General features: G+C 62.7%; 22 protein-coding genes. 8 read left to right on the forward strand and 14 right to left on the reverse strand.

Annotated features, from left to right (window positions below; translation table 11 throughout):
- Nucleotides 1-539: 539 nt before the first annotated feature.
- Both BLR80_RS08955 and BLR80_RS08960 read left to right on the forward strand, forming a co-directional pair.
- Nucleotides 540-1,895: an alginate export family protein gene (locus BLR80_RS08955; RefSeq protein WP_092078898.1), complete on the forward strand. Its 1,356-nt coding sequence runs from the start codon at nt 540-542 to the stop codon at nt 1,893-1,895.
- 157 nt (nt 1,896-2,052) lie between these two features.
- Nucleotides 2,053-3,807, forward strand: coding sequence for an FG-GAP repeat domain-containing protein (locus BLR80_RS08960; RefSeq protein ID WP_092078901.1), 1,755 nt, complete (start codon nt 2,053-2,055; stop codon nt 3,805-3,807).
- Nucleotides 3,808-3,887: 80 nt separating this feature from the next.
- Here the strand turns inward: BLR80_RS08960 and BLR80_RS08965 are convergent, their stop codons facing one another.
- Nucleotides 3,888-5,210, reverse strand: coding sequence for an ammonium transporter (locus tag BLR80_RS08965; RefSeq protein WP_092078904.1), 1,323 nt, complete (start codon nt 5,208-5,210; stop codon nt 3,888-3,890).
- A 261-nt stretch (nt 5,211-5,471) separates the two neighbouring features.
- On the opposite strand from BLR80_RS08965, the gene BLR80_RS08970 reads away from it, so the two are divergent.
- On the forward strand, nt 5,472-6,374 hold the full coding sequence (locus BLR80_RS08970; RefSeq protein ID WP_092078907.1) for an ATP-binding protein: 903 nt from the start codon (nt 5,472-5,474) through the stop codon (nt 6,372-6,374).
- An 86-nt stretch (nt 6,375-6,460) separates the two neighbouring features.
- Here BLR80_RS08970 and BLR80_RS08975 read toward each other — a convergent pair whose 3' ends face one another.
- The 9 genes from BLR80_RS08975 to BLR80_RS09015 all read right to left on the reverse strand — a co-directional run bounded on the left by BLR80_RS08975 (nt 6,461) and on the right by BLR80_RS09015 (nt 18,412).
- On the reverse strand, nt 6,461-7,612 hold the full coding sequence (locus BLR80_RS08975; protein WP_092078910.1) for an ABC transporter substrate-binding protein: 1,152 nt from the start codon (nt 7,610-7,612) through the stop codon (nt 6,461-6,463).
- A gap of 89 nt (nt 7,613-7,701) precedes the next feature.
- Nucleotides 7,702-9,789, reverse strand: a complete 2,088-nt coding sequence (locus tag BLR80_RS13325) for an ATP-binding cassette domain-containing protein (RefSeq protein WP_092078913.1) — start codon at nt 9,787-9,789, stop codon at nt 7,702-7,704.
- The gene (locus tag BLR80_RS08985; RefSeq protein WP_092078916.1) at nt 9,789-10,553 is read right to left on the reverse strand and encodes an ABC transporter ATP-binding protein; all 765 of its coding nucleotides are present in this window, start codon (nt 10,551-10,553) and stop codon (nt 9,789-9,791) included. The genes BLR80_RS13325 and BLR80_RS08985 overlap by 1 nt, the downstream gene beginning before the upstream one ends.
- Nucleotides 10,540-11,550: a branched-chain amino acid ABC transporter permease gene (locus tag BLR80_RS08990; protein ID WP_092078919.1), complete on the reverse strand. Its 1,011-nt coding sequence runs from the start codon at nt 11,548-11,550 to the stop codon at nt 10,540-10,542. The genes BLR80_RS08985 and BLR80_RS08990 overlap by 14 nt, the downstream gene beginning before the upstream one ends.
- A 4-nt stretch (nt 11,551-11,554) precedes the next feature.
- Nucleotides 11,555-12,055, reverse strand: coding sequence for a 2-oxoacid:acceptor oxidoreductase family protein (locus tag BLR80_RS08995; RefSeq protein WP_092078922.1), 501 nt, complete (start codon nt 12,053-12,055; stop codon nt 11,555-11,557).
- A complete protein-coding gene (locus BLR80_RS09000; RefSeq protein ID WP_092078925.1) occupies nt 12,052-13,917 on the reverse strand; it encodes a thiamine pyrophosphate-dependent enzyme in 1,866 nt (621 codons plus the stop codon). The genes BLR80_RS08995 and BLR80_RS09000 overlap by 4 nt, the downstream gene beginning before the upstream one ends.
- A gap of 36 nt (nt 13,918-13,953) precedes the next feature.
- Nucleotides 13,954-14,823, reverse strand: coding sequence for a branched-chain amino acid ABC transporter permease (locus tag BLR80_RS09005; protein ID WP_092078928.1), 870 nt, complete (start codon nt 14,821-14,823; stop codon nt 13,954-13,956).
- Between the two features lie 240 nt (nt 14,824-15,063).
- The gene (locus BLR80_RS09010; protein WP_092078930.1) at nt 15,064-16,554 is read right to left on the reverse strand and encodes a hypothetical protein; all 1,491 of its coding nucleotides are present in this window, start codon (nt 16,552-16,554) and stop codon (nt 15,064-15,066) included.
- 289 nt (nt 16,555-16,843) lie between these two features.
- Nucleotides 16,844-18,412: a DUF445 family protein gene (locus tag BLR80_RS09015; protein ID WP_171906393.1), complete on the reverse strand. Its 1,569-nt coding sequence runs from the start codon at nt 18,410-18,412 to the stop codon at nt 16,844-16,846.
- Nucleotides 18,413-18,629: 217 nt separating this feature from the next.
- Here BLR80_RS09015 and BLR80_RS09020 point away from each other — a divergent pair, with 217 nt between their 5' ends.
- Nucleotides 18,630-19,217, forward strand: a complete 588-nt coding sequence (locus BLR80_RS09020) for a nitroreductase family protein (protein ID WP_092078968.1) — start codon at nt 18,630-18,632, stop codon at nt 19,215-19,217.
- Between the two features lie 24 nt (nt 19,218-19,241).
- On the opposite strand, the gene BLR80_RS09025 is transcribed toward BLR80_RS09020, so the two are convergent.
- From BLR80_RS09025 to BLR80_RS09035, 3 genes are all read right to left on the reverse strand, one after another.
- Nucleotides 19,242-19,790, reverse strand: coding sequence for a nitroreductase family protein (locus BLR80_RS09025; RefSeq protein ID WP_092078936.1), 549 nt, complete (start codon nt 19,788-19,790; stop codon nt 19,242-19,244).
- Nucleotides 19,791-20,198: 408 nt separating this feature from the next.
- Nucleotides 20,199-20,552 (reverse strand): NifB/NifX family molybdenum-iron cluster-binding protein, encoded by a 354-nt coding sequence (locus tag BLR80_RS09030; protein WP_143012122.1) that lies wholly within the window; start codon nt 20,550-20,552, stop codon nt 20,199-20,201.
- Nucleotides 20,553-20,767: 215 nt separating this feature from the next.
- Nucleotides 20,768-22,078 (reverse strand): sigma-54 interaction domain-containing protein, encoded by a 1,311-nt coding sequence (locus BLR80_RS09035; protein WP_092078942.1) that lies wholly within the window; start codon nt 22,076-22,078, stop codon nt 20,768-20,770.
- A 184-nt stretch (nt 22,079-22,262) separates the two neighbouring features.
- On the opposite strand from BLR80_RS09035, the gene BLR80_RS12720 reads away from it, so the two are divergent.
- The 4 genes from BLR80_RS12720 to BLR80_RS09055 all read left to right on the forward strand — a co-directional run bounded on the left by BLR80_RS12720 (nt 22,263) and on the right by BLR80_RS09055 (nt 24,079).
- On the forward strand, nt 22,263-22,484 hold the full coding sequence (locus BLR80_RS12720; protein WP_143012123.1) for a hypothetical protein: 222 nt from the start codon (nt 22,263-22,265) through the stop codon (nt 22,482-22,484).
- A gap of 129 nt (nt 22,485-22,613) precedes the next feature.
- Nucleotides 22,614-22,952 carry a hypothetical protein gene (locus BLR80_RS09045; protein ID WP_092078947.1) on the forward strand — a complete coding sequence of 113 codons (339 nt, stop codon included), beginning with the start codon at nt 22,614-22,616 and terminating at the stop codon, nt 22,950-22,952.
- A gap of 23 nt (nt 22,953-22,975) precedes the next feature.
- Entirely contained in the window at nt 22,976-23,347 is a 372-nt protein-coding gene (locus BLR80_RS09050) for an alginate export family protein (protein WP_092078950.1), read from the forward strand.
- A gap of 183 nt (nt 23,348-23,530) precedes the next feature.
- The gene (locus BLR80_RS09055; RefSeq protein WP_092078953.1) at nt 23,531-24,079 is read left to right on the forward strand and encodes an ammonia-forming cytochrome c nitrite reductase subunit c552; all 549 of its coding nucleotides are present in this window, start codon (nt 23,531-23,533) and stop codon (nt 24,077-24,079) included.
- A 30-nt stretch (nt 24,080-24,109) separates the two neighbouring features.
- On the opposite strand, the gene BLR80_RS09060 is transcribed toward BLR80_RS09055, so the two are convergent.
- A partial coding sequence (locus tag BLR80_RS09060) for an integrase core domain-containing protein (RefSeq protein WP_143012125.1) occupies nt 24,110-24,304 on the reverse strand: 195 nt, incomplete at its 5' end.

Below are 24,304 nucleotides of genomic sequence, written 5' to 3' on the forward strand. Positions count from 1 at the left end.
TTTCCATGCCGGTTGCTACCCGGTCTGGCGTCTCGCCGGGCCGGGTTTTTTGCGTGCCAGCCGCTGAAAATTGATATTTTGTGCGAAATCCGGTGTAACTGCCTAAATATACAAAAAACCCTACGTCTTTTTGCTTGACAGGCTGACAAATCGCCAGCTAAATAGAACACAGTTTAAAAATGCACTGGTCGTGGTTGATCAGCCGCAATCCGTATGTTGGCTGTGGCCTGGTTGCCACAGTTTATGAGAGCGAAGGGTGCGCCAGATGGTGGCTCTGTCGCGGGCAAGAGCAGTGGCTTGGCAAGAAAGATATTAGAATGCCGAGAGGTTTTAGCGAATCGACCGCTTTTGGCGATTTCTGGCATGGTTTCTGATGAAGATCGATGGCAGTATCGTCAAGCTAGAACATTGTTGGTTTTTGGGTTGGGCGCAGACGACCGGCAGCGGAACAGCGGGTTCCGTGAATCGAGGCAAATGCCGGACGACGTGCCCGGAATGGGCTTGAACAGGCAACACCAACAAACAAGGAGGAAACCGGTATGAAACGAATGTGGATTGCCCTTGTGGTCATGCTCAGCATGGCAGCACCGGCTCTGGCAGTGGATTTCACCTTTCATGGGGATCTGAATCACCGCTTCCGGCTGTACACCAACCAGGTGAATTTCTTCGATGGCGCGGGGAACTCCTGGCAGAGTATGCACAAAAAAGCCATTACCGAAGAAGATAACAATGATCTTATGGGCGAGATCAAATACCGCTTGTGGACTGAAATGGCCAGTGATGATGGCGCCATCAAGGGTGTCTATGCCATCGAGGTTGGCGGTATCCAGTTTGGTTCCGGCACTGATGGTGATTTTTCCGGTGATGGTGTCGATGTCGAAACCCGCTGGGCCTACACCGATTTCGCCCTTGGCAGCGGCCGCGCCAAGATCGGTCTGCAGACCTTTACCGTTAACAAGTTCATCTGGCAGGAAACCGCTACAGGCATCGACTACAGTGTCCCGGTAGGTAATGGCAATGTTGAACTGGCCTGGATGCGTGGTTACGAGCGGCCGCATAATGATAGTGACCTGGATCACAATGATTTCGATGATCTTGATGCTCTTTATGCCCGCTATAATTTTTCGCCGGCCGAAGGCATGAAAATGGGCCTGTTCGCCCTGTGGCAGCACAGTGATGGCGATACCCTGTCCGATGGTGCGACGGGGCCGAACTACAACTATGTCAGCCGTGGTGGTTTCACCAATCTTGACATGGATCTGTACACCCTTGGTTTCGATGGTACCTTGGCCGCCGGCAACTTCTTCGCTAACTGGGATCTGTTCTATCAGTTCGGTGATCTGATGGAAGAGGTTGATTTTGCAGGCTACTTCGGTCACGTTGACCTGGGTGCCAAGATGGGTAAAGGCAAGCTGATGTTTACCACCTGGTATGCCAGCGGTGATGACGACGCTACGGATGACGATTATGATGCCTTTGTGGCAACGGATATCGACATCAATTCGGAATACTCGGTGGTGCTGTTCGAAGGCTATACCGATGACGATTATTTTGCCGAAGCTCCTTATCTGATGGATAAGGGCATGATCCTCTTCCGTCTTGGTTATGACCACCAGACGACCGATAAGCTCAAAGTCGGCCTTTCTGCTGCCTATCTGATGACTGCTGAGGATATCGAGTACCTCGACAATAACGGCATTGCTCGCTCGGATGATGAGATCGGTGTTGAGGTCGATGCCTATGTCAGCTACAAGCTGTTCAGCTCGACCGAGGTGGCTCTCCAGGCTGGTTACCTGATGACCGGCGACGCCATGGACTACTATGAGGTGGATTGTGATGGCAGCGCCGACGAGGACATTTATATCATCAACTCACGCCTGCGTTATTCGTTCTAAATAACGATGAAATCCATAAAAAAGGCCGGGATTCTCCCGGCCTTTTTTATGTGCAGCCGGGCACTGAGGGGCTATAATGCGGCCGCCCCACCATCAAGGTGGCGGCGGGTTGAATGCCCCAGGAGCCGCAACCGGCTGTAACCAAGGAGGAAACTGCATGAAATGCCTGACCGCACGACTCACCCTGCTGCTGGCCTTGCTGCCCCTTTTGCTGGGCACTCTGGCCGGTGGTGCCCTGGCCCGTGATCTGGCGCAGCTGGAACCGGATTTTGCGCCGCGCACCGGCTGCGTTGTTCTTTCGATCGGTAGCGAGTTTCTCGTTGATCTCGATGCCGATCAGGGATTGACCGCCGGCGATCTGTTGGCCGTGGTGGAACAGGGTGGCGATGTCATTCATCCGGTGACCAAGGAGGTTATCGGCACCCTCGACAAAACCCTGGCCGTGTTGCAGGTCAGTCAGGTCAAGGATGGCTATTCCTATACGCGGCTGCTGCGGGGTGAGGCTGCCGCGCTTAAGGCGGGTACCCTGGTGCGGCGCTACAGCGGCCTGACGGCGCGCTTCCATGATGCCAGCGGCAGCCAGGAGGCGCTTTACGCCCGCCTCAAGGCTGGTCTGCCGGCCCTGCAGTGGAGTGATGGCGAGGGCGCGGCTGATCTGCTGTTCGAAGCCACGGTCAATGGTCTGCAGGTGCGCGATGCCGCCGGCCAACTGATCCGGGCCTATGCCCCGGCCCCTGGGCGCAGTCTCGCTGCCCTGACGCCGCCGACCATGGCGGTTGCGGCCCTGCCGGCCACCGCGACCATTGCCGCCCCAGCGGCCTCGCCATCGACGATGCCGCTGGCTGTTGCGCCGGCCGCACCGGCTTCGCCGGCGAATCTGCGTTACGAAGCGCCGCTGCCGTCGGCGACCCTCAACGGGGCGCTGAGCATGGAGTTTCCCCGCTTTGTCAAGCGTGGCCAGCTGTCTCACGCCACCCAGATGGCTGATTTCGAAGCGATCGGCGGCGAGTTGCTGCTGGCTACCACTGACGGCGGCCGCATCGAAATCTACCGTCTGGGCGAGCAGTTGACGCCCTTCGCCAGTGGCGACAGCATCACCATGGGCCGTATTCTCAACCTGAGCTGGTGGCAGCCGAGTGCCGGCGACGCCTATCTGGCGGTGACGGTCTGGTCCGACAAGCGCGTCTACTCCGACCTGCTGCAGCTGCAGGGGCAGCAGCTGGTGCCTGTGATCAGCGGTTATGGCAGCCTGCTGGCCGGCTTTGATATCGATAGCGACGGTCGCTCGGAGCAGCTGCTGGGGCAGGAATTCTCGCGCGAACATTTCTACGGCAGCCCGGTATGGGCCCTGAGTCTGGCGGGCAATCGTCTTGCGGCACAGGCGCCGGCCTTTGAATTGCCGGCGAACTTCCGCCTGTTTGGTGCCCTGATTACCGATATCACGGGAGATGGTCAGGCCGAGGTGGCTTTTGTCCGCAACCGGCGGTTGTATATCTACAGCGGTACGCAGCAGCTGTACAAGTCGAGCAAGGAACTGGGCGCGTCGGTCTCGACGGTGACCTACGATATCGATCCTGACGCGCAGAATCCGATGATTACCAGCGCCAGTTGCGAGGTGGCGCCGGTGGCGGCCGATCTTGATGGTGATGGCCTTGCGGAGATCGTCGCCATCGCTGCGGATGCCAATTTGCTGCAGAATGTCGGTGTGGCCTCGGCCATCAACAAAAGCTGGCTGGCGGTATTCAAGTTTCAGCAGGGCATGGTGATGAAGGGAACCCTGGGTGACAGCCTGGAGCGGCCGTTGCAGGGCCTGGCAGTACAGCAGGGTCAGGCGCTGATGGTGGCCACGGAAATCAGTGGCTTGCTGGACAAGCATGAAGCCAGTTATGTGCTGGCTGTGCCGCTGCGTTGATGGCTGTCTGGAGATTTTGAAACAACAACGGCTGCCGGGTTGGCAGCCGTTGTTGTTTCGGTTTCGGCAGAAAGGGAAAATTACTGTTCCAGTGAGGCATTTAACAGGCCATAGCCCCGTTCACCATGGAGGGCCTGATCCAGCCCTTCGGCTTCCCCTTGAGGATCGATACGGAATCCGAGGGTTTTTTCGATGAGGATACAGAGGACCAGCGTGCTGACCGATGCCAGGCCAATGGTCGCCGCCATGCCGAGCAGCTGGATGCCGAGCTGATCCCATGCGGTCCAATGGCCACCTGCGCCAGCCGCGGCCTTTTCCATCCAGCTGTCACGAATGAAGAAGCACAGCAGCAGAACGCCCAGACCACTGCCGACGCCGTGAATGCCGAAACAGTCCAGGCTGTCATCGTAGCCAAAGCGGAGTTTGAGCTGCAAGGCGTAGTAGCACAGGCTGGCGGATGCCGCTCCGAGGATCAGCGCCCCGCTGGGCTGCACGACCGCTGCTGCCGGGGTGATGACGACCAGGCCGGCCAGAATGCCGGAGACAAAGCCCAGCGCGGTGGCCTTGCGGAGCAGCAGCGCTTCGATGATGAGCCAGGTCAGCGCGCCGCTGGCGGCGGAAATCTGGGTCATGGTCAGGGCGCGCGCGGTATCGAGACCGCTTTGCAGGGTGGAGCCGGCATTGAAGCCAAACCAGCCGACCCAGAGCAGCCCCGCGCCCATCATGGTCATGACCAGGTTGTTCGGATGCATGGGTTTACGCGGGAAGCCCTTGCGCGGGCCAAGGTAAAGGGCTGCAACCAGCGCACTGATGCCGGCAGAAACATGGATGACCAGTCCGCCAGCCAGGTCAATCACTCCGGCGGGACCGGCATTGAACAGCCAGCCATCGCTCGCCCAGATCCAGTGACACAGGGGGCAGTAGACGCAAAGGAACCACAGGGCGATAAATGCAGCGTAACCGCGCAGGTAAACGCGTTCCGCTATGGCGCCACTGATCAGTGCCGGGGTGATAATGGCGAACTTGCCTTGAAACATGGCGGTGATGTATTCGGGGATGCCATTGGTGATGGTGTCATCGATTCCACGCAGAAAAAAGTAATCGCTGTTCCAGCCGATCAGGCCCCCCCAAATGCTTTGCCCAAAGGTCAGGCTGTAGCCGACGGCGACCCAGAGTACGCCAATAATCGCCAGAGCGATGTAGCTGTGCATCATGGTCGAAAGAACGTTCTTGGTTCGAACCAGACCACCATAGAACATGGCCAGACCGGGAATCATCAGCAGTACCAGCGCGACAGAGATCATCATCCAAGCCGTGGTGCCACTGTCTACCGGGGATTCTGAACTCCAGACACACTGAGGAATCAACACAAGGCTCGCGCCGGCGAGTCGAAGCAGAAACATGCCACTCTCCTTTGAATAGGTGAAAACAACAGTGTTTTCGTTGTTGGCTGGGACCGGTTGGTCTATTTGTGGCGAAGCTAGAGCAACCCTTGTGCCAGTTCTGTGTCTTGCGCCATAATGCCGTTTTGGGCTGTTGCGTCGGCGGTGACGTAAGGGTGTTCTGGTGGATTTGGTGAAAAAAAAGGCAGAGGTGGCGTAAAAGCGGGCAACGGCAGGGACGGTGCCCGTGGGGTCAGCCTGTGCGGGGAAGGAGCGAGACCTATGGAGAAAGATAAGGAACTGGTGGCGCAGCTGAAACGGGTGCTGGCGGCGGTGGAACAAATCCTGCCGCGCGCCGTTGAACCGATTGACTGGAGCCAGACCCTGGCCGCCAGTTGGCGCTGTCATTCGGTGGCCGGCTATCTTGAAGCCATGCCGGCCGGCGAGGCCAACCGGCTGGACGATTTGCTGGGCATCGACGAACAGAAACGCATTGTTGCCGACAACACGGCCCAGTTTGTCGCCGGCCTGCCGGCCAACAACGCGCTGCTGTGGGGTTCGCGCGGCACCGGCAAGTCGTCGCTGGTGCGGGCGCTGCTGCATCATTTCGCGCCGGCGGGCTTGCGGGTGATTCAGATTGACAAGGACGATCTGCACCATCTGCCGGACATCTTCAGCCAGATCAAGGATCTGCCGTACCGTTTCGTGCTGTTCTGCGACGATTTGTCCTTCGAGGCCGGCGAGAAGAGCTACAAGATTCTCAAAAGCGCCCTCGATGGCGCGGTTTACAGTGCGCCGGTCAACTGCCTGATCTATGTCACCAGCAACCGCCGTTACCTGCTGCCGCAGTACGAGACGGATCATCTTGGCAATCTGATGAAGGGCAATGAGATCCGCGCTTCCGACGCCATCGAGGAGAAGAGCTCGCTGGCGGATCGTTTTGGCCTGTGGGTGTCCTTTGACTCCTTCAGCCAGGAGCAGTACCTGCGGGTGGTGCGTCAGTGTGTCGACCAGCTTTGTGCCGCTCAGCGTGCCAGTCTGCCGTGGGATGTCGCTGCCGAGCAGGCCGCCATCGCCTGGTCACACGAAAAAAGCAAGCGCTGTGGCCGCACCGCTTATCAGTTTGCCAAACGCTGGGTTGGCAGTCAGCTGCGCCAGCGCGGAGAGGCCGCGGCGGCCCAGTGACGGCCGGCTGAGGTTTTAACAGCAAAGGGGCGCGATTGCTCGCGCCCCTTTGCTGTTCGGTGCGGTAACGGGTGCTGCTGCGCTCGTCAGTCGGCCAGCACGAAGCGGCCGTTCTTGACCTCGACCATGACCATGGAATCGACATCCAGACCATTGTGGTCGAGGGCGTTGAGGTTGTAGATGCCGGAAACCCCGACATAGTCGCGGGTGTTTTCAATGGCCTGGCGCAGGGCCTCGGCTTCGGTGCCGGCTTGGCGGATGGCGTTGGCGAGCAGCAGAATGGCATCCCAGGCGTAGCCCGAATGGGTATTGATGGGGAATTGCTGATCGTAGCCGCGCTCACGGTAGAGGCGGATGAATTCCGCGATGACCGGTTTCTGCCGGTCCGCGTCCGGCAGCTGGTCGGCCACCAGCAGCTTGGTGGCCGGCATGCGGTTGCCTTCACTGGCGGCGCCGGCCAGTTCGATGTATTTCGGATCGGGCAGACCGTGGCACTGGAACAGCGGCAGAGCAAGGCCGAGCTGCAGGGCATTCTTGGCGACAATGGCGCCGGCCGGGCCGATGGTCCAGACCACCAGCGCCTGGGGTGCGGCGGCGCGCACCTTGGTCAGCTGGGCGGTCATGTCGCTGTCGCGGGCGCCAAAGGATTCGCGGGCGACGATTTCGATGCCGTAGCTGGCGCTGAGCCGCTCGATCCAGCCGGCGCCATCCTTGCCGAAGCCGTCGGCGGCACTGAGCAGGGCAATGCGGCTGAGGCCCTTGTCGCGCAGGTAGCCCAGCAGGCGCTCCACTGCGGTGCGCGACCGTTGCGGCGACTTGAACACCCAGTCGAAGGGACCGAATTGCTCTCCCATGATCACCGGATCGCCGCCCACGGTCATGAGGATGGGGGTTTTGCCGGCGTTGGCGATGGCCTTGACGGCCATACCGGTGTCGGTCATGGTTGGACCGATGATGGCCACCACCTTATCCTTGTGAATGAATTTCTTCGCCAGCGAGGCGGCCTTGGCCGGATTGGCCTCGGTGTCGCCGATGATCAGCTCCAGTTTCCGGCCATTGATGCCGCCTTCCGCATTGATCTTGTCAACCACCATCTCGGCCACCAGTTTGGTGGGTGTGCCGATAAAGGCCGCCCGCCCCGACAGGTCGAAAAACGCCCCGAGTTTGATGGTTTCCTGCGCCACGGCCGGTAGTGCCAGCAGCACCAGTGCCAGCGCGGCCACGATCGTTTTTTTCATGTCCCCTTCCTCCTCTTCCTCTGCTTCTTTCCCCCCTGATCGGGCCGGACGGGAGCTCCCTTTGCTCCCTGAGACCCCTTCGTGCTCTGTCAGACGATTTCGTCCTGGATGCGGTTGTCGAACACCCGCTGGCTCTTGCGCTCCGACCGCGGCAGGCTGGCGTAAGCGACCAGCTCCAAATCGGCGCTGACCAGCAGCTGTTTCTTAATCTGATGACCGCACTCGTGGCACAGTTCCGCATCGCGCTGGGAGCCGACGCCCTGGGCGCGCTCGACGCGTAGCAGCATGTGGTCACGGCCGGCGCTGTCGCGGGTCAGATGAATCTGGTATTCACTGCCCAGCCCCGGCACCTGGGACAGGATACCGTCGATGCTGCTGGGATAGATATTGACGCCGCGGAACTTGATGGTGTCGTCGCTGCGGCCCTTGATGCGCGAGTGGCGCGGCAGCGGATTGCCGCACGGGCACAGCCCCGGCAGGATGCGGGTGATGTCGCGGGTGCGGTAGCGGATCAGTGGCGCCGCCTCCTTGCACAGGCTGGTGACCACCATTTCGCCCCATTCGCCGTCGGGTAGCGGCTGCAGGCTGACCGGATCGACGATTTCCAGCAGATAGTAGTCGCCCCAGTAATGGATGCAGTCGTGCGCCTGGCATTCGATGCCGGTGCCGGGACCGTACAGTTCGGTCAGGCCAGTGATGTCGAACAGCTCGGCCCCGCCGAACAGTTCGGAAATCTTCTGGCGCATGGAGCGGCTGGAGCGTTCGGAACCGTAGATGATTTTGCGGACAGCGATCTTGTCGGCGACGCCGCGTTTGTGAATCTCCTCGGCCATCAGCAGCGCCATGGAGGCGGTGGAGCAGAACACCGTCGACTGGAAATCGAGCAGGAACTGGATCTGCAGGTCGATGTTGCCCGGACCGACGGGCACCGCCAGGGCGCCCAGCTTTTCACAGCCGAGCTGAAAGCCGACACCGGCGGTCCAGACACCATAACCGACGGCGATCTGCACTCGGTCGAGGGGGGTGACGCCGGCCATCTGGTAGCAGCGGGCGAAAAAGTGGCTCCAGTCGTCGATATCCTTCTGGGTGTAGGCCAGCACCTTGCGTTTGCCGGTGGTGCCGGAACTGGCGTGGATGCGGACAATCTGTTCGAAGGGCACGGCTCGCAGCGGGAAGGGATAGCCGTCGCGCAGATCCTCGGCGGTGGTGAACGGCAGGCGTGGCAGATCGGCCAGGCTGTGGATGTCGTCCGGCCGGATACCGGCTTGCTCCAGCCGGGCGCGATAGAAGGGGCTGCCTTCCCAGACGTGGCGCAAGGTCCATTGCAGGCCGGCCAGCTGATGGCTGGCCAGTTCAGCCGCGTCCTTAAAGGTCGGCATAAAGTTCTGTGTGTGCATGGCAGGTTTCTCCAGGCGGATGTTGGTCAGGCCGGCGGCGCCGAGACGGCTGGCGGCCGGGTCGGCATCGCTGGCAGCGCCTAAAAAGGCGGCGCGCAGGGCCGGGTCATTGAGCAGGTGGCGGCTTTCGCCCTCCTGCACCACCCGGCCACCGGCCAGCAAATAGGCGCGATCGGAGGCCGACAGGGCGCGGGCGGCGTTCTGTTCCACCAGCAGGATGCTGGTGCCGGCGCGGGAGAGCTGGTGGATGATGGCGAAGATCTCGTCGGTGATGCGCGGTGCCAGCCCCAGACTGGGCTCGTCGAGCAGCAGCAGGCGCGGTCGCGCCATCAGTGCCCGGCCCATGGCCAGCATCTGCTGTTCGCCACCGGAGAGGGTACCGGCCCGTTGCTCACGTCGTTCCGCCAGGCGCGGAAAGCGGTCGAATACCTGCTGCAGCTGGCGCTGCAGTTCCGTCCGGCTGAGCTTGAGGGGCAACGCGCCAAGCCGCAGGTTTTCCAGCACCGTCAGGCGAGCAAAGACCTCGCGGCCTTCCGGCGACAGGACCAGGCCGCGCCACACCCGCCGTGCCGGCGACAGCCGGCCGATGTCCTCGCCATCGAGCAGAATGCGGCCGCCGCTGGGGTGCAGCAGGCCGAGCAGGCATTTGAGCAGGGTACTCTTGCCGGCGCCGTTGGCGCCGACCAGGGCGACGGTTTCGCCGGCGGTCAGCTCCAGATCAAGGCCGAACAGGGCTTGGGCGGCGCCATAGTGGGCAGTGAGCTGTTCGATACGCAACATCAGGCGGTGGCCTCCAGATTGCCGAGATAGGCTTCCAGCACCAGGGGATTGCGGCGGATGGCCGCCGGCGGTCCGCAGGCGATGCAGCGGCCGCTGTCGAGGACCACCACCTGATCGGCCAGATCCATCACCAGCGCCATGTCATGCTCCACCAGCACCAGGGTCTGACCGGCGCGGCGCAGCTGGCGCAGCTGGTTGGCCACGGCGGCGCTTTCAACGGCGTTCAGACCCGCCACCGGCTCGTCAAGCAGTAGCAGACGCGGGTTGCTGACCGTGGCGCGGGCCAGCTCCAGCCGTTTTTTATCGCCATACGCCAGCACGCCGGCGGGCCAGTCGGCCTTGTCGGTCAGGCCAAAGCGGTCGAGGGCCGCCAGGGCGCGCAGGCGCAGCTGGCGTTCACGGTGGCGCAGATAGGGGGGGCGCAGCAGGGCCATCAGCAGCGAACGGCCGGCGTCACAGGTCAGGCCGGTCAGCACGTTGTCCACCAGCGACAGTTGCGGAAACAGCCGCAGGTTCTGGAAGGTGCGCTGAATGCCAAGGCGCGGTCGCAGCTGGGGCGGCTGGCCGGCCAGATCGCGGCCGGCAAAACGGATGGCGCCGCTGTCGGGCCGCAGCTGGCCGCTGATGGCATTGATCAGGGTGCTCTTGCCGGCGCCGTTGGGACCGATGATGGCGGTTAGCTGACCCGCCGGTACCGCAAAGGACACCTGCGCCAGGGCCGGCAGGCCATCGAACTGCTTGCTGACCTGCTCAAGATGCAGCATGGCCGGATACCTGCTGGCGTTGTTTCAGGGCGGTCCGCCGGCGCAGGGTTTCACTCAGGCCGCGCACCAGGCCCTGGGGCAGAAACAGCAGGATCAGCACCAGCAGCCCGCCGTGAACGAAATCCTTCCAGGTTTCGAACAGGTCGATCCATTCCGGCAGCAGGCTGATGAAGGCCGCGCCCAGCAGACTGCCCCACAGCGAACCCATGCCGCCGATGACCACCATGATGACCAGATCGGTGGAGGCAAAGATATCGAAGGAATCGGGACTGATGAACCCGTAGCTGTGGGCGAACAGGCTGCCGCCGACGGCGGCGTAGACCGCTGACAGCACGAACACCCGAATCTTGGCCGGGCCGACCGCGACACCCAGGGCGGCGGCCGCCACCGGGTCACCGGCCAGCGCTGCCAGGCCACGACCCACGCCGCTGCGCACCAGATTCAGGCTCAGCAGCAGTGCCAGCAGGCAGAAGGACCACAGCAGATAATGCAGCCGGGCCTCGCTGTCGAAGACGAAGCTGCCCAGCTGCAGGGGAGCGATGCCGTAGAAACCGCTCGGTCCGCCGGTAAGACTGTCCCATTCCAGCAGCACGCTGTGCAGCACCAGATTGAATCCCAGGGTCGCCATGGCCAGGTAATGGCCCTCCAGGCGCAGCACCACCAGCCCCAGCAGCAGCGCCACCAGCGCCACCAGCGCGGCCACCAGCAGCAGCGCCGGCCAGGCCGGCAGGCCATAGCGTACCGTGGCGATGGCGGAACCGTAGGCGCCCAGACCGAAGAAGGCGGCGTGACCGAGGGAGATCTGACCGGCGAAGCCGACAAACAGATTCAGGCCCAGCACCACCAGGGCAAGCAGCGCCACCTGGTTGGTCAGCCCCAGATGGTAGGGATTGGTCAGCAGCAGCGGCGTCAGCAGGAGCAGACCGGCAAACAGACTGACAGCCAGCCCGCAACGGTGCAGGCGTATAAAATAGAGCAGACGGGCGCGGCCGGACATGGGCCTAGCCCGCCAGACCGGCGTCGAGGGCCTGCAGATTGACCGCCAGCAGGCGGGCCGGCACCAGCTGCTCGATGGCGGCACGGCAGGCGGAGGCATCGCAGAACAGCGCCTGCTGGCGCAGGGCGCAGCCAAGCAGCACCAGATTGGCCAGGACCGCCGGACCGATCTGGCGTGCCAGGGCGCTGGCATCGCAGCTGCAGCCTGCCGGGGCGCTGGCACTGTTGATGAACAGGGCGCCGTCGGCCTTGAGCAGCGGCCGGTGCACGGCCAGATTGTCGGCCCACAGCAGCAGGGCGACATCGGCCTGACCGGCGCGGATCAGTGGGCTGGCGAAGCCGCCGACCTTGATGGTCGACAGCACGCTGCCACCGCGCTGGGCCATGCCGTGGGTTTCCGAGGTCAGTACCGGCAGGCCGGCGCTGAGAGCGGCCTGAGCGATAACGCGGGTCAACAGCAGCACGCCCTGGCCGCCGATGCCGCTGACGATGATCTGCTGCTTCATGGCTGTTCTCCTGCGTTGGCGGCCTGGATGGCGTTGACCGGGCAGACGGCGATGCAGGCATTGCAGCCGATACAGCGGTCATGATCGACCAGTGCCTGCTTGCCGCTGGCATCCATGGACAGGGCCGGACATTCGAAGGCATCGACACATTTGCGACAGCCGATACAGCTTGCGTCGATGCGGACCGGCGGCGCCTGCTGAGCCTGGCGTACCGCTGGATCCATGACACAGCCGTGGCGGGCAATCAGTACCGCCACGCCGCCGTTGTCACTGCGACTGTGGGCGTCGGCCGCCCGCAGCAGGGTTTCGAAGCGCGCTTGATCGTAGGGGTCGCAGACTTCGAGGAAATCGACACCGCAGGCCCGCACCAGCGGTTCGATGGCAATGGCGCGACTGGCCTCGCCGGTGGCGCGGCGTCCCAGGTGCGGTACCGGCTGGCCGCCGGTCATGGCGGTGGTGGCGTTGTCGAGAATGACGATAACAATGCGGGCCTGCTGCAGAACGGCGTTGATCAGCGCCGGAATGCCCGAATGGAAGAAGGTCGAGTCGCCGATGGTGACCACCACCGTCGGCCAGTCGCCATCGTCCTGGCGGTGGGCCTGATAGAACCCGGCGCCCTGGCTGATGCAGGCACCCATGCAGTGTACCGTGTGTACCGCTCCCAGGTTCAGGCCCAGGGTGTAACAGCCGATATCCGACGGAAAGATGCCCTTGGGAAAGCATTTCTTGATGCTGTAGAAGGCGCTGCGGTGGGGGCAGCCGGGGCAGAGGGACGGGCGCTGGCCACGGCCGCCGCTGCTGACCGGGGCGCTGCGGGGCAGGTCGAGGAAGTCGGTCACCACCTGCAGCAGCACGTCGGGGGTCAGCTCGCCCTCGCGCGGCACGGTGCCACTCTGTTTGCCGACTGCGCCGGGGTGGGCCACCTGCAGTTCGATGACCGGATAGGTTTCCTCCAGCACCAGCAGGCGGTCGTAGTCGCGGCGCAGGGTGGCGCACCAGTCGGGATTGAGCGGGTAGGGCATGCGCACCTGGTACAGATCCATAACGCCGCTCAGGCCGAGGTCGGCCAGCAGATCCACCAGATGGGCATAGACGATGCCGCTGGCCACCAGTGCCGTGCGGCTGTAGCGACGGTCACGGCCGTTGCCCGGCTGCAACAGCGGCTGAAAGGCCGCCTCGCGGGCGATTTCGGCCAGATCGGCGTTCAGCTGCTGGTGCAGGGCCGGCAGAAAGGCCGGGGTGGCGCACCAGCGTGCCGTGTCGGGCACAAAGCGGGCGTTGCGCGGCTGGGGTTCGACCGGGGCCAGGGCCAGGCTCTGGCGCGAATGGCAGATGCGGGTGGTGGGGCGCAGCACAAGGGCGCGGCCATAACGCTCCGACAGGGCATAGGCCGGCGCCACCCAGGCGCGCGCTTCGGCCGGACTGGCCGGATCGAGTACCGGCACCCGCGCCTGCAGGCAGAACAGGCGGCTGTCCTGCTCGTTTTGCGAGCTGTGCGGGCCGGGGTCGTCGGCCACCACCACCAGCAGGCCGCCAACCACGCCCAGGTAGGCCGTGCGCATGAAGGGATCGGCGGCGACATTGAGGCCAACCTGCTTCATCACCGCGACACTGCGCTTGCCGCTGTAGCTGGCGGCGAGGGCGACCTCGAAAGCAATCTTTTCGTTGACCGACCATTCGATGTGCAGCGGTGCGCCAGCGCGCTGGCGCTGGTCGATCAGGGCTTGCAGCACCTCGGTGGAGGGCGTGCCGGGGTAAGCGGCGGCGACCTGACAACCGGCTTCGAGCAGGCCCTGGGCAATGGCCTCGTTGCCCATCAGCAGCTGAGCGGGCGAGGCGGTCGGGGAGCTAGGGGTGGCCATGGGATTCCTGTGACAAGGGGTTGATAACGTCTGTGGTCAATGGCGGCCGAGCAGGCCCTGGGGGCGCAGCGCCAGCACCAGCAGCAGCACAACGAAGGCCACCACGTCCTTGTAGGCGCTGGACAGGTAACCGGCGGAAAAGGCTTCAAGCAAGCCCAGACCGACACCGCCGACAATGGCACCGGGAAAGGAGCCGAAGCCGCCGAGAATGGCCGCCGCAAAGCCCTTCAGGCCCAGCAGCACGCCGACATCGTAACTCAGGGTGGTGATGGGGGTGACCAGCACGCCGGCCAGACCGCCGAGGGCGCCGGCCAGGGCATAGCTGGCCAGCCGCACCCGGCCAGCGGCGATGCCGACCACGGCGGCGGCCGTCGGATTGCAGGCCACTGCGCGCATGGCCAGGCCCAAGGAGGTGCGGTAGAAAAACAGACTCAGCAGGCCGATGGCCAGCAGGGTCAGCAGCAGAATCCACAGGGTCTGCGGCAGAACCGTGGCACCGAGCAGCGCGATGGGCCGATCCGGTGTCAGCGGTGGCAGGGCCATGCGGTTCTTGCCCCAGATCAGGCTGATGGCGCCCCGCAGAATGATGGACAGGCCGACGGTGAGAAAGATCAGCACCAGCGGGTCGCTGCTGCGGGCCGGGCGCAGACCGATACGTTCCAGCAGCATGGCCACCAGCGCCACCAGCAGCAGGGCCAGCGGCAGGCCGGCCGCCATGGGCAACCCCAGACTGAACAGGGCTGAAAACAGGCACATGCCGCCGAGAGTGACAAAATCAACCTGGACGAAGTTGACAATGCCCATGGTGTTGTGAACAACGCAGAAACCCAGGGCGATAAGGGCGTAGATGGCGCCACTGGTGAGGCCGCCGAGAAAAAACTGCAGAAAATCGCTGAAGTTGTTCACCAGAGTCCTCGTTCGCCGGAATGCAAAAAAGTGGCGACAGGGTAGAGCAGACAGCCGCAACAGTCAATAAAACAAAGGTTTGAATGGCCTGGCTGCGGCCTGGGGCGTCAGCGGAGGGGGAATGATGGCGGTCAAAAGAACCGCAAGCCGGAAAATGCCAGGCGGTGGGGGAAGGGCATGCAACAGGAACGGGGCCCGGCACTTGCCGGACCCCGCGGAGAACGTGATGTTTAATTCTGACTAAAAGGGCCGGATTTCAAAACGTTGCTCAATGCCTGCCTGCTGGAAGGCGCCATTGTACATGGCGGCGACATCGTTGTAGATCACCTTCGGGAACAGCGCGAAAAGGTAGGTCTGAACCTCCATGTTGAGGTTCTGCATGGCGGTGACGGAATCCTTGAAAAAGGCGCCGAAGGTGGCTTCAGCCGTGAACATCTGGGCAACCGCCGCATCGCCGTCCTGGTAGATACTGGCCATGCACGGCATCGCCGGAGCATGATGAACGCCGGTGCCCAGGGCCATGTTGGCATAAAATAGGGTACAGAGTTCAACAATCTGGACTTGGTCATTGTTGCCCAGGGCAAACGCCCGCGGGAACTTCCAGCCCTGGGTCATCAGCGGCATGCCAGCGGGATTCTGGCCGGTCCACATGGGAACAAAAAACTGGTTCAGCAGGCTTGGCAGCTGTGCTTTCATGTCCGCCACATCGGAAAAGTACACATCAATGATCGGGCCGCCCGTCTGCGGGTTGCTGGGGTCGTACATGGGATTGTCATAGCTTTCGTTGAACGGGGTCTGACCGTCCCAGGCGAACAGTTCCGCCATGAACTCCTGTACCAGGGCACTGAAGTTGCCCAGAGGAGCGCCGTTTTTGAACATGGGCAGTGTCGCACGCATATAGGCTTTCAGCGCATCGGCAACCTCCGCAGCGGAGTAGCCCGGAATGGCGACGCTGGGCATGATGCTGTTCATGCTCATGCCGGCGATATCGGCGTTGGTGATCTCGACACCTTCAAGCAGATCGGCAACATCGAATCGCGGGCCCCACCAGCTCTGCAGCGGGCTGTCCAGTTCCCAACGGTAGTCGGTTTCATAATTCAGCGCGTTGCGGACGCCCCATTTGATCTGGCTGGCCACACTGCGGCAATGCAGATTGAACAGGCTGTTTTTGGTGCCGGTCAGATCGGCATAGCCAACCTTTGAAACCGCCAGCGGATTGAGGGCTGCGACAACAATGTAGTCGGTCAGCTGATCTTCGTGGCCGGCCAGGCGGACACCGGGATAGGCGGCACTGAGCATTTGCAGGGTCGGCGCTGATACCGTATAGACCGCGACCGCCCAGGGGGCGTTAACGCCGTAGCGGGGAGAAAGAGTTTTGAGCCATTGGTCATCTTTGTTTGACCAGAGTTCGATCAGGGCGCCGTATTGGGTCTGGCCCTGAATGGCGACGGTGGGGAAATGAACGATATCGACGACATCCTTGCCTTCCATGTTCTCTTCTGCGCTGATCGGCTTGAGGCTGTAACAGCCATTGTGCGCAAACTCATCCCTGATGGCCTCGGCCACCTCTTCGACGATGGCCTGGGTGTCGGCCGTTGACCGGTCGATGGCGATCTTGCCAAGCACGGTGAAGGATTTTACATCCTGGGAGGTGGCAGCGCTGGCGGTTCCAGCGAACCAGCAGGTCAGCGCCAGTGTGGTGACGGCAAGGGTTTTCCCAACGTGAAACATCTCTTCCCTCCATGAAAAATAGGATAAAAGCCTGCCGCAACGGCTCCTTGCGGTTGCGGCGGTTGATGTCTCTTGCGCAGGGACTGTGCCAGAATGGATTTTTGAGGCGATAGAACCCAATCGTGCCCGGATTCAGGCCGATTTTTTCCGACAGGGCAGATCATGGAAGCTTCGATATATTGTGAAATGACGTTATAGGGTTGGTTGTATGACGTTATATTACGATATTGATATGGCTGGTTGCCTTGATGCGCTGCGGCAGATCCCTCGGGGGCGCGCCAGAGGGCGGCTAGGCCAGCAGCAGCAGATTGAGCAGACCAAGCAGAAAACCGAGCAGGGCACCGAACAGGTTGATATAGCGGAACTGTTCCTTCATGATGCCGAGCAGCAGGCCCTCGACCTGCAGGATGTCAAGGCCGTTGATCTTGTCCTCCACCAGCCGGCAGATGTCGAGGCGTTGGGCCAGCGGGGGGATTTCCTGCTGCAGCAAGCCGCGCAGACGCTGGTAGAGGACGGCGTTGAGCTGGGCGCGGGCGTCGCTGGGCAGCAGGGCGTCCAGCCGACCGATTGGCCGACGATACAGCAGGTCATGCAGGAGCCGGCTCAAACCACGGTCCAGCTGGTGCAGCACTGCGCGCTCGCGCAGCAGGCGCAGCAGCGTCCGGGCCAGCAGCTCTGCCGCTTCACTGCGGCTGGTCGCCGTTGGCAGCAGGCCGGCAAGGGTCCGGTGCCGTTGCTGGTGGTAGAGCCGGTCGAGGAGATGGCTGAGCTGACGTTGCAATTCGGGCTGTCGCAGCAGCTGACCCAGCAGCCGCTGCAGCAGACGGCGCAACTGTTTTTCACTTAATCCGCTGCTGAGTTGCCGCAGGGGGCAGTCGAGCAGGGCATCAAGCAGTGGCAGCAGGCGGCTGGACAGCGCGTCCTGTCCTGCCGGGCTGTCCAGCCAGCCGGCCAGCCGCTGGGTCTGCTGTTCCAGCAGTCGCGGCAGATGGGCGTAGAGGGCGTCGCCGCTGAACAACATGGCCACCAGATTGCGCAAACCGTCAATGCTGTCGATAAAGCCGTCGAGGGCCTCGCGGGCGCGGCTGTTCAGCAGTTGCTGCGTGTCCTGCTGCCGTAGCAGGGTGGCCAGGGTCATGCCCAGCTGTGGTGTCAGCTGGGGCAACAGCTGGTGCAGCAAAGGAGCCAGGGCCGGCAGGGTCTGGCGCAGGCTGTGATCGCTGGTCAGGGTCTGTTGCAGGCGGGGCAGCAGCCAGCTGGTCAGCAGCTGACGGCTGACGCGGCGGCCCAGCAGGGGAACCAGGCGTTGCAGCAGCTGATCGCGCAGGCGGTGGTAACGCTGGGGTGGCAACAGCTGGTCGAGACGCTGGTGGGCGAGCTGGTCAAGACCCTGCTGACACAGCTGGCGCAGCTGACGCTGCAGGGCTGGCCGCCGGCTGGCCCGCAGCAGTCCGCGAGCGAGACGCAGGCGCAGCAGATCAAGCAGGGCCGCAATACGCGGCTGAAATTCGGCTGGCAGCAGCCGGGCGGCTGGTCCCAGCGGCTGGGCCAGCAGCTGATCGAGCTGGCGGGCAATAGTTTGTTCCAGCGCCGCGCGCACGTCGGGCCGGTCGAGGGCGGTGGCCAGATCGGTTGGTGTCAGCAGATGGTCACCGACCATGGCGCCCATCTTGCGTGCCAGTTCGGTTCGCCGGGCCGGAATGATGCCGGGTGTCAGTGGCACCCGCCAGCCCAGCAGATGCCAGGGCCGCAGGGGGCGGAACAGCATGCGAATGGCGATATGGTTGGTGACATAGCCGATCAGGGCCCCGAGCAGGGGTGGGATCAGCCAGGGCAGATAGGGGGCGAGAATTTCCATGCAACAGCTCCGTCGGATCATTGCCGGGCAACGGCGCCGCGCCGCGCGGCAGGTTCAGAATCGTTCAAGTTTTTAGCGGGGGCGGGCAGCCAGTGGTTGCCGTGCCCTGCTTTGTATACCGCAGCTGTTGCGCCGGACTCAAGCCTGCCGGCCGGTCGGAATGGCTGTGGTGCTGCTGGATTGGCCAGAGACGGTGCAGGCGAAGGGAGACGAAAAAATGTTGAAGGACTTGTTACAGCGCAACCGGAGTTATCGGCGCTTTGCCCAAGAGGTGCTGATTGCCGAGGATCAGCTGCGCGAACTGGTGGCGCTCACGCGGCTGTGCGGCGCGGCGGCCAACCTGCAGCCGTTGCGTTATCTGCTGTCGGTCGAGCCGCAGCGCAACAGCCGGATTTTTCGCCATCTGGGCTGGGCCGGCTATCTCAAGGACTGGGCCGGGCCGGTCGAAGGCGAGCGTCCCAGCGCTTACATCGTTGTGCTGGGTGATACCACCATCAGCGAGAATTTCGGCTGCGATCTGGGTATCGCCGCGCAGACGCTGTTGCTGGGCGCGGTCGAACAGGGACTGGGGGGCTGCATGATCGCATCGATGCAGAAGCAGAAGCTGCGGGAGGAATTCGACATCCCGACCCGGTTCGAGATTCTGCTGGTCATTGCCCTGGGCAAACCGGTGGAGCAGGTGCGGCTGGTGGACAAGGAGCCCGCCGGCGATATCAAATACTGGCGCGATAGTGCCGGAGTGCATTATGTGCCCAAGCGTACCCTCGATCATCTGATTCTGCCCTGGCCGGAGGATCTGGTCTGAACCCTGCGGCCCTCGCGGCGCCAGTTACTGGCCGAAACGCTGTTGGTGCAGCCGCTCCTGCGCCAGGGACTCGGCGGCGTGGCCGGGCAGTGTCGTGCCGGTCCAGCCGATGCCGACAATGGTGGCGACGCGCAGGTTTGGCGGAATGGCCAGGCAACTCTGCACCCAGCTTTCGGCGCTGCGGTTGGCGTCGTGCGGCCGCTGGCGGATCTGTACCCAGCAGCTGCCCAGGCCGGCTTCGCTGGCAGCCAGGTGCAGCAGGGTGGTGGCCAGGGCGCAGTCTTCGATCCAGACATCGCTGATCTGTGGATCGGCGCAGACCACTACGGCCAGGGCGGCATTGGCCAGAAAGGCCGAACCCTGTTGTTTGGCTTGGGCCAGCTGGCCCAGTAGCGCCCGATCCTCGACAAAAATGAAGTGCCAGGGGGAGCGGCCGCGCGAGCTGGGGGCGCGCAGGGCCACTTCGCGCAACAACTGCCGTTGCGCCTCTGTCAGGGGCTGGTCGGTGAAGCTGCGGACGCTGCGGCGCTGACGCAGCAGGGCAAGCAGGGCGGAAGGGGCCGTTTCGCTCATGGAGGACTCCTGCGGTAATGGGCTGACGCACCGTTGTGAAGCAACGATCCGCAAGGGGCGAACCGCAGGGGCGGCGCGTTGACAGAAAAAAAGAACCCCCGTGATCCGAGGGTCACGGGGGTCAAGCATAACAGAATCCGACAGCATGAAAACACAGGACCGGCGATGCGCGATCGCACGGCACAGCGAAAATCGAAAACGGGAAAAGAGTTTTAAGGGGCGGAAATTATGGCAGGGCCGATTGACATCACATAACAAATAAAACAATCTTCAAGGCCCTGCCCAATCGCATGACATCCGATTTTAATGCTGCTTTAACCGCTTTTTCCCCTCCCTACAGAGATTCCCGTGAACGGGAATCGAAATCCTTTGATGTGTTTGTTCGGTCGCGCTGAATCCCCCGGCGCCTTATTGTCGCTGCCGGTGGAGCTGACCGCTGCAGCGCGGCAGGCCTTCGGCCAGCCAGTCCTGCAGGGCCTGTTGAATCGGGCCGCTGGCGCCCCAGCGCGACCAAATCCCCTGGTGACGCAGGCGTACCTGATAATGCTGTTGAATGCCGGAGCAGAGCACGCCCTGCACACCCTGGGTAGCCAGCCAGCGGCAGACATCCTCGCCGCGTGGACAGCATTGTTCGGGGCCCAGTTGGCAACCGCCTTCGGCGTCGATTTCGCCAAAACAAAAGCAATGGGCCTGATCGAAGCGCGGATGCACCCGATCGGCGTTGCAGGGAATGGCGATGCGCAAGGGGGTTGCGGGATTCATGGGGCAGAGCAGTTTGCACAGGTGATGCCAAAGCTGTTGAAAAATAAAACGCCTTGATTTCAGCAGGTTGGCTTGAAGCAGATGGGGTCGGTATGGTGCCGGCTGTTGCAGTTGCAACTGACAGGGCGGTCGAAAAGCGGTTTCTATTTAGTAACAACAGACGGTTAGGTTGGCGTGTTGCATGTGCAACGATCGTGCAACGTCTGCAACCGTTTTCAGTCGAGCCGATATTTTTTCAGCCAGCGCCACAGTGTGGAGCGGTTGACGCCCAGTTCGCGCGCCAGTTGCTGGCGGTTGTTGCGGTGGCGCAGCAGCATCTGGCGCAGGCTGTCGGCATCGGGCGGTCCCTCGACCCGCCGGCTGACGGGAATTGCTGGCCGCAGTGACAGCTGCCGCGCTTCGATCTGGCCACCCCGACAGAGAATGACGGCCCGTTCAACGATGTTGAGCAGTTCGCGGATGTTGCCGGCGTACTGGTGGTTGAGCAGCAGTTCCAGTGCTTCGGGGCTGAAGCCGTGCACTTTCTTGCCGTACTTGTGACAAAAGCGTTCCAGGGCGGTTTCCAGCAGCAGGGGGATGTCTTCGTTGCGCTCATTGAGCGAAGGAATCTTGAGGGTGACGACGTTGAGGCGGTAGAACAGGTCACGGCGGAAGCGTTTCTGCTCGACTAGTTCGGCCAGGTTGCGGTGGCTGGCGGTAACAAAGCGGACATCGGCGCGGCAGGTTTCGTCACTGCCAAGGGGCTGATATTCGCTGTTTTCCAGCACCCGCAGCAGTTTGACCTGCAGTGACAGCGGCAGATCGCCTATCTCGTCGAGAAACAGGGTGCCACCAGCGGCCTTGGCCAGCCGGCCGGCGCGGTCCGCCACGGCGCCGGTGTAGGCGCCCTTGCGCACCCCGAAAATTTCCGCTTCCAGCAGGGTTTCCGGCAGGGCGCCGCAGTTGATCACGACCAGTGGACCGTCCTTGCGGGTGCTGAGATTGTGCAGGGCGCGGGCGAACAGCTCCTTGCCGGTGCCGCTGTCGCCCTGCAGCAGCACGGTGACATTGCTGGCGGCGATATCGGGCAGAATATCGAACAGCTGCTGCATCTGCGGATTGCGGCTGATCATGTTCTGAAAGCTGAACTTTTTGCGGATCTCGCCGGCCAGGGCATGCAGTTGTGACAGGTCGCGGAAGGTCTCGACCCCGCCGACGGGTTCGCCGGCGGCATTGCGTAGCACCGCGGCATTCACCGAAATCGGCACCTCGCGGTTGTCACGGTCGAGCACGTTGACCTCGCGATTATGTACCGGCTCGCCACTGGCCAGGGCCTGGCGCAGGGGACACTGGTCGAAGCAGACGCTGGTGCGGAAGATTTCGCAGCAGGGCTGGCCAAGGGCCTCGGCGCGGCTGAAGCCGGTGATCTGCTCGGCGGCGCGGTTGAACAGGGTGATGCGCAGCTGGGCGTCGACGGTGAAAACACCGTCGGCGACGCTGTCGAGAATGGTCTGCAGATGCAGCAGATCGGCGTGCTGGCTGGACATGCAACCTCGGCGGCGGGAGGAGATGGGCGACAGACAGACCGGCAGCATAGCACAGTCTGGCACCGTCTGGCCATCAGACCCAAGCACCGGGCAGCGCGCCACCGGTTTCACTGGTTTGGGCCCCCTGGCCATGTTACTCTGTGGTAACGCGACGTCTGCCCGGTTCCCCAGGCTGGAGGCTGCCATGACCATCGTATTCGATTCATCGATTCATCAGGCCATCGTGCAACAAATGGCCGAGGGCGTTTCCCTGTCGGCCTCCCCACGACCCTTCAACCGGCGGGTTGCCGCCGTCTTCCCTGCGGTCAGCTGTTTCCTCGGGGTAACGTCTGGCGCCTCCTTGTTTCTCCCAGGTAACAGGAAAATCCTCTCAGACTCTTGCCTGCTTTCTGTAAAATCCATTTGATTCCGGCATCTTAACCTGCATGGACATTTTTCGGCACGGGCTTGGCACTGTGGTTTCGCACAGCGCGGCGCCGGTCGGACGCGCGCCGACCGCGGTCGTCAATCCACTTCGCAGGAGGAGATCCCGCCCATGCTTTTTGACCGTTTCCGCTTGTTCCGGCCCACGCTGCCGAACGCCCTTGTGTTGTTGGGTGCCCTGCTGCTGGCCAGCCCCGCTGGGGCCCAAAGTCTGCTGCAGGCGCTGCGGCAAGGCACCCCGACCCTGCAGTTGCTGCCCGCTTTTGAGGACAAGAGCGTCGATGATGCCACCCGCCCGGCCCGCCAGCTGGGCCTGCGCAGCCGGATCGGCTACCGCAGCGGTGAGTTTGCCGGCTTTCAGGCCTATCTGCAGCTGCACAATGTCAGCCACGCCGAGGAGGCGTTCCGCTTCGTGCAGGATGGCCGCGTGCGTGGCGCGACCGCGATCTGATCGCCGATCCCGATGGCAGCCGCGTGCACCAGGCCTGCCTCGATTACCTGGCGCCGGCGCAGACGCGCCTGCGTCTTGGCCGGCAGAAAATCGTGCTGGAAGACGCCCGCCTGATCGGCAATGTGGACTGGCGTCTCAATGGTCAGTCCTTCGACGCTCTGAGCCTGACCAGCCAGCCGCTGGCGGATCTGAGCCTGTTTGCCGCCGCGATCAACCAGGTCAATACCATCACCCTCGATCTCGATCACCTCTATCTGTTCAATGCACGTTACCGTCTGGCGAGCTTCGCCAGCCTGACGGGTTATCTCTATCTGCTTGATAGCGAAGACCGCCGCGCCAGCGCCCGCGACAGCGCCACCTGGGGGGTGCGTCTGGCCGGACAGCAGGCGGGCTAGAGCTATGCCGTCGATCTGGCGTGACAGGACGATTACGCCGATGGCGAAAACCAGGGTGGCCGCTTCTGCAGCCTGTTCGCGCGCTACCAGTTCGCGCCGCTCTTCGGTCTGGGTGCCGGTTACAGCCGCATCAGTGGCCAGGACGGCAGCAGCCGGCCCTTCGCCGAGGCCAGCCATCAGGACATGCGTACCCTGGCCTGCGCTGATTGCCACATGCCCTATGTGCGGGAGGGTGGCGTCAAGTACTCCAGCCACAAGGTGGGCAGCCCGCTGGAGGATATCCAGAACACCTGTCTGACCTGTCATCGCGAAAGCGAGGAAGAGTTCAAGCAGATCGTCAAGCGCAAGCTTGAGCGCAAGAACGAACTGGCCCGTGCGGCGGCGGCCGCGCTGGCCAAGGCCCATTTCGAGGCGGCCAAGGCGTGGGAGCTGGGCGCCACGGCTGAAGAAATGGCCCCGGCCCTGCTCGATATCCGCCATGGCCAGTGGCGCTGGGATTTCGGTGTCGCGTCCCACGGTGGCTTCTTCCATGCGCCGGAAGAAACCCTGCGCATTCTGGCGACCGCCATTCACAAGGGGCAGAGCGCCCGCATCAAGTTGCGCACCGTGCTGGCCCGCCATGGTGCCGCTGACTATGAGGCGCCCGGTTTCAGCAGCAAGGAAGAGGCTCAGGCCCTGATCGGTCTGCCGATGGACAAGCTGGTGGCCGAGAAGATGCAGTTCCTCGTGTAGCGGAACCGGTTCCCTGGACACAAGTTTAGCTTACGCCGCCTGACGGATTTCATCAGGTGATCTGAAGCCGTTTTTCTCAACACGCCATTCGCTGTTGTAAAGCTCCACGAAGGTCTTCACGGCTTCGCGAACGTCGGTGATGTTACGGAAAACCCGGCCATAGATGGCCTGCTCTTTCAAGGTGCGGTTGAACCGTTCGGCAACTCCATTGGTCTGGGGTTCGGC

Source organism: Desulfuromonas thiophila (assembly GCF_900101955.1).
In the GTDB taxonomy this organism is placed as follows: Bacteria; Desulfobacterota; Desulfuromonadia; order Desulfuromonadales; family Desulfuromonadaceae; genus Pseudodesulfuromonas; species Pseudodesulfuromonas thiophila.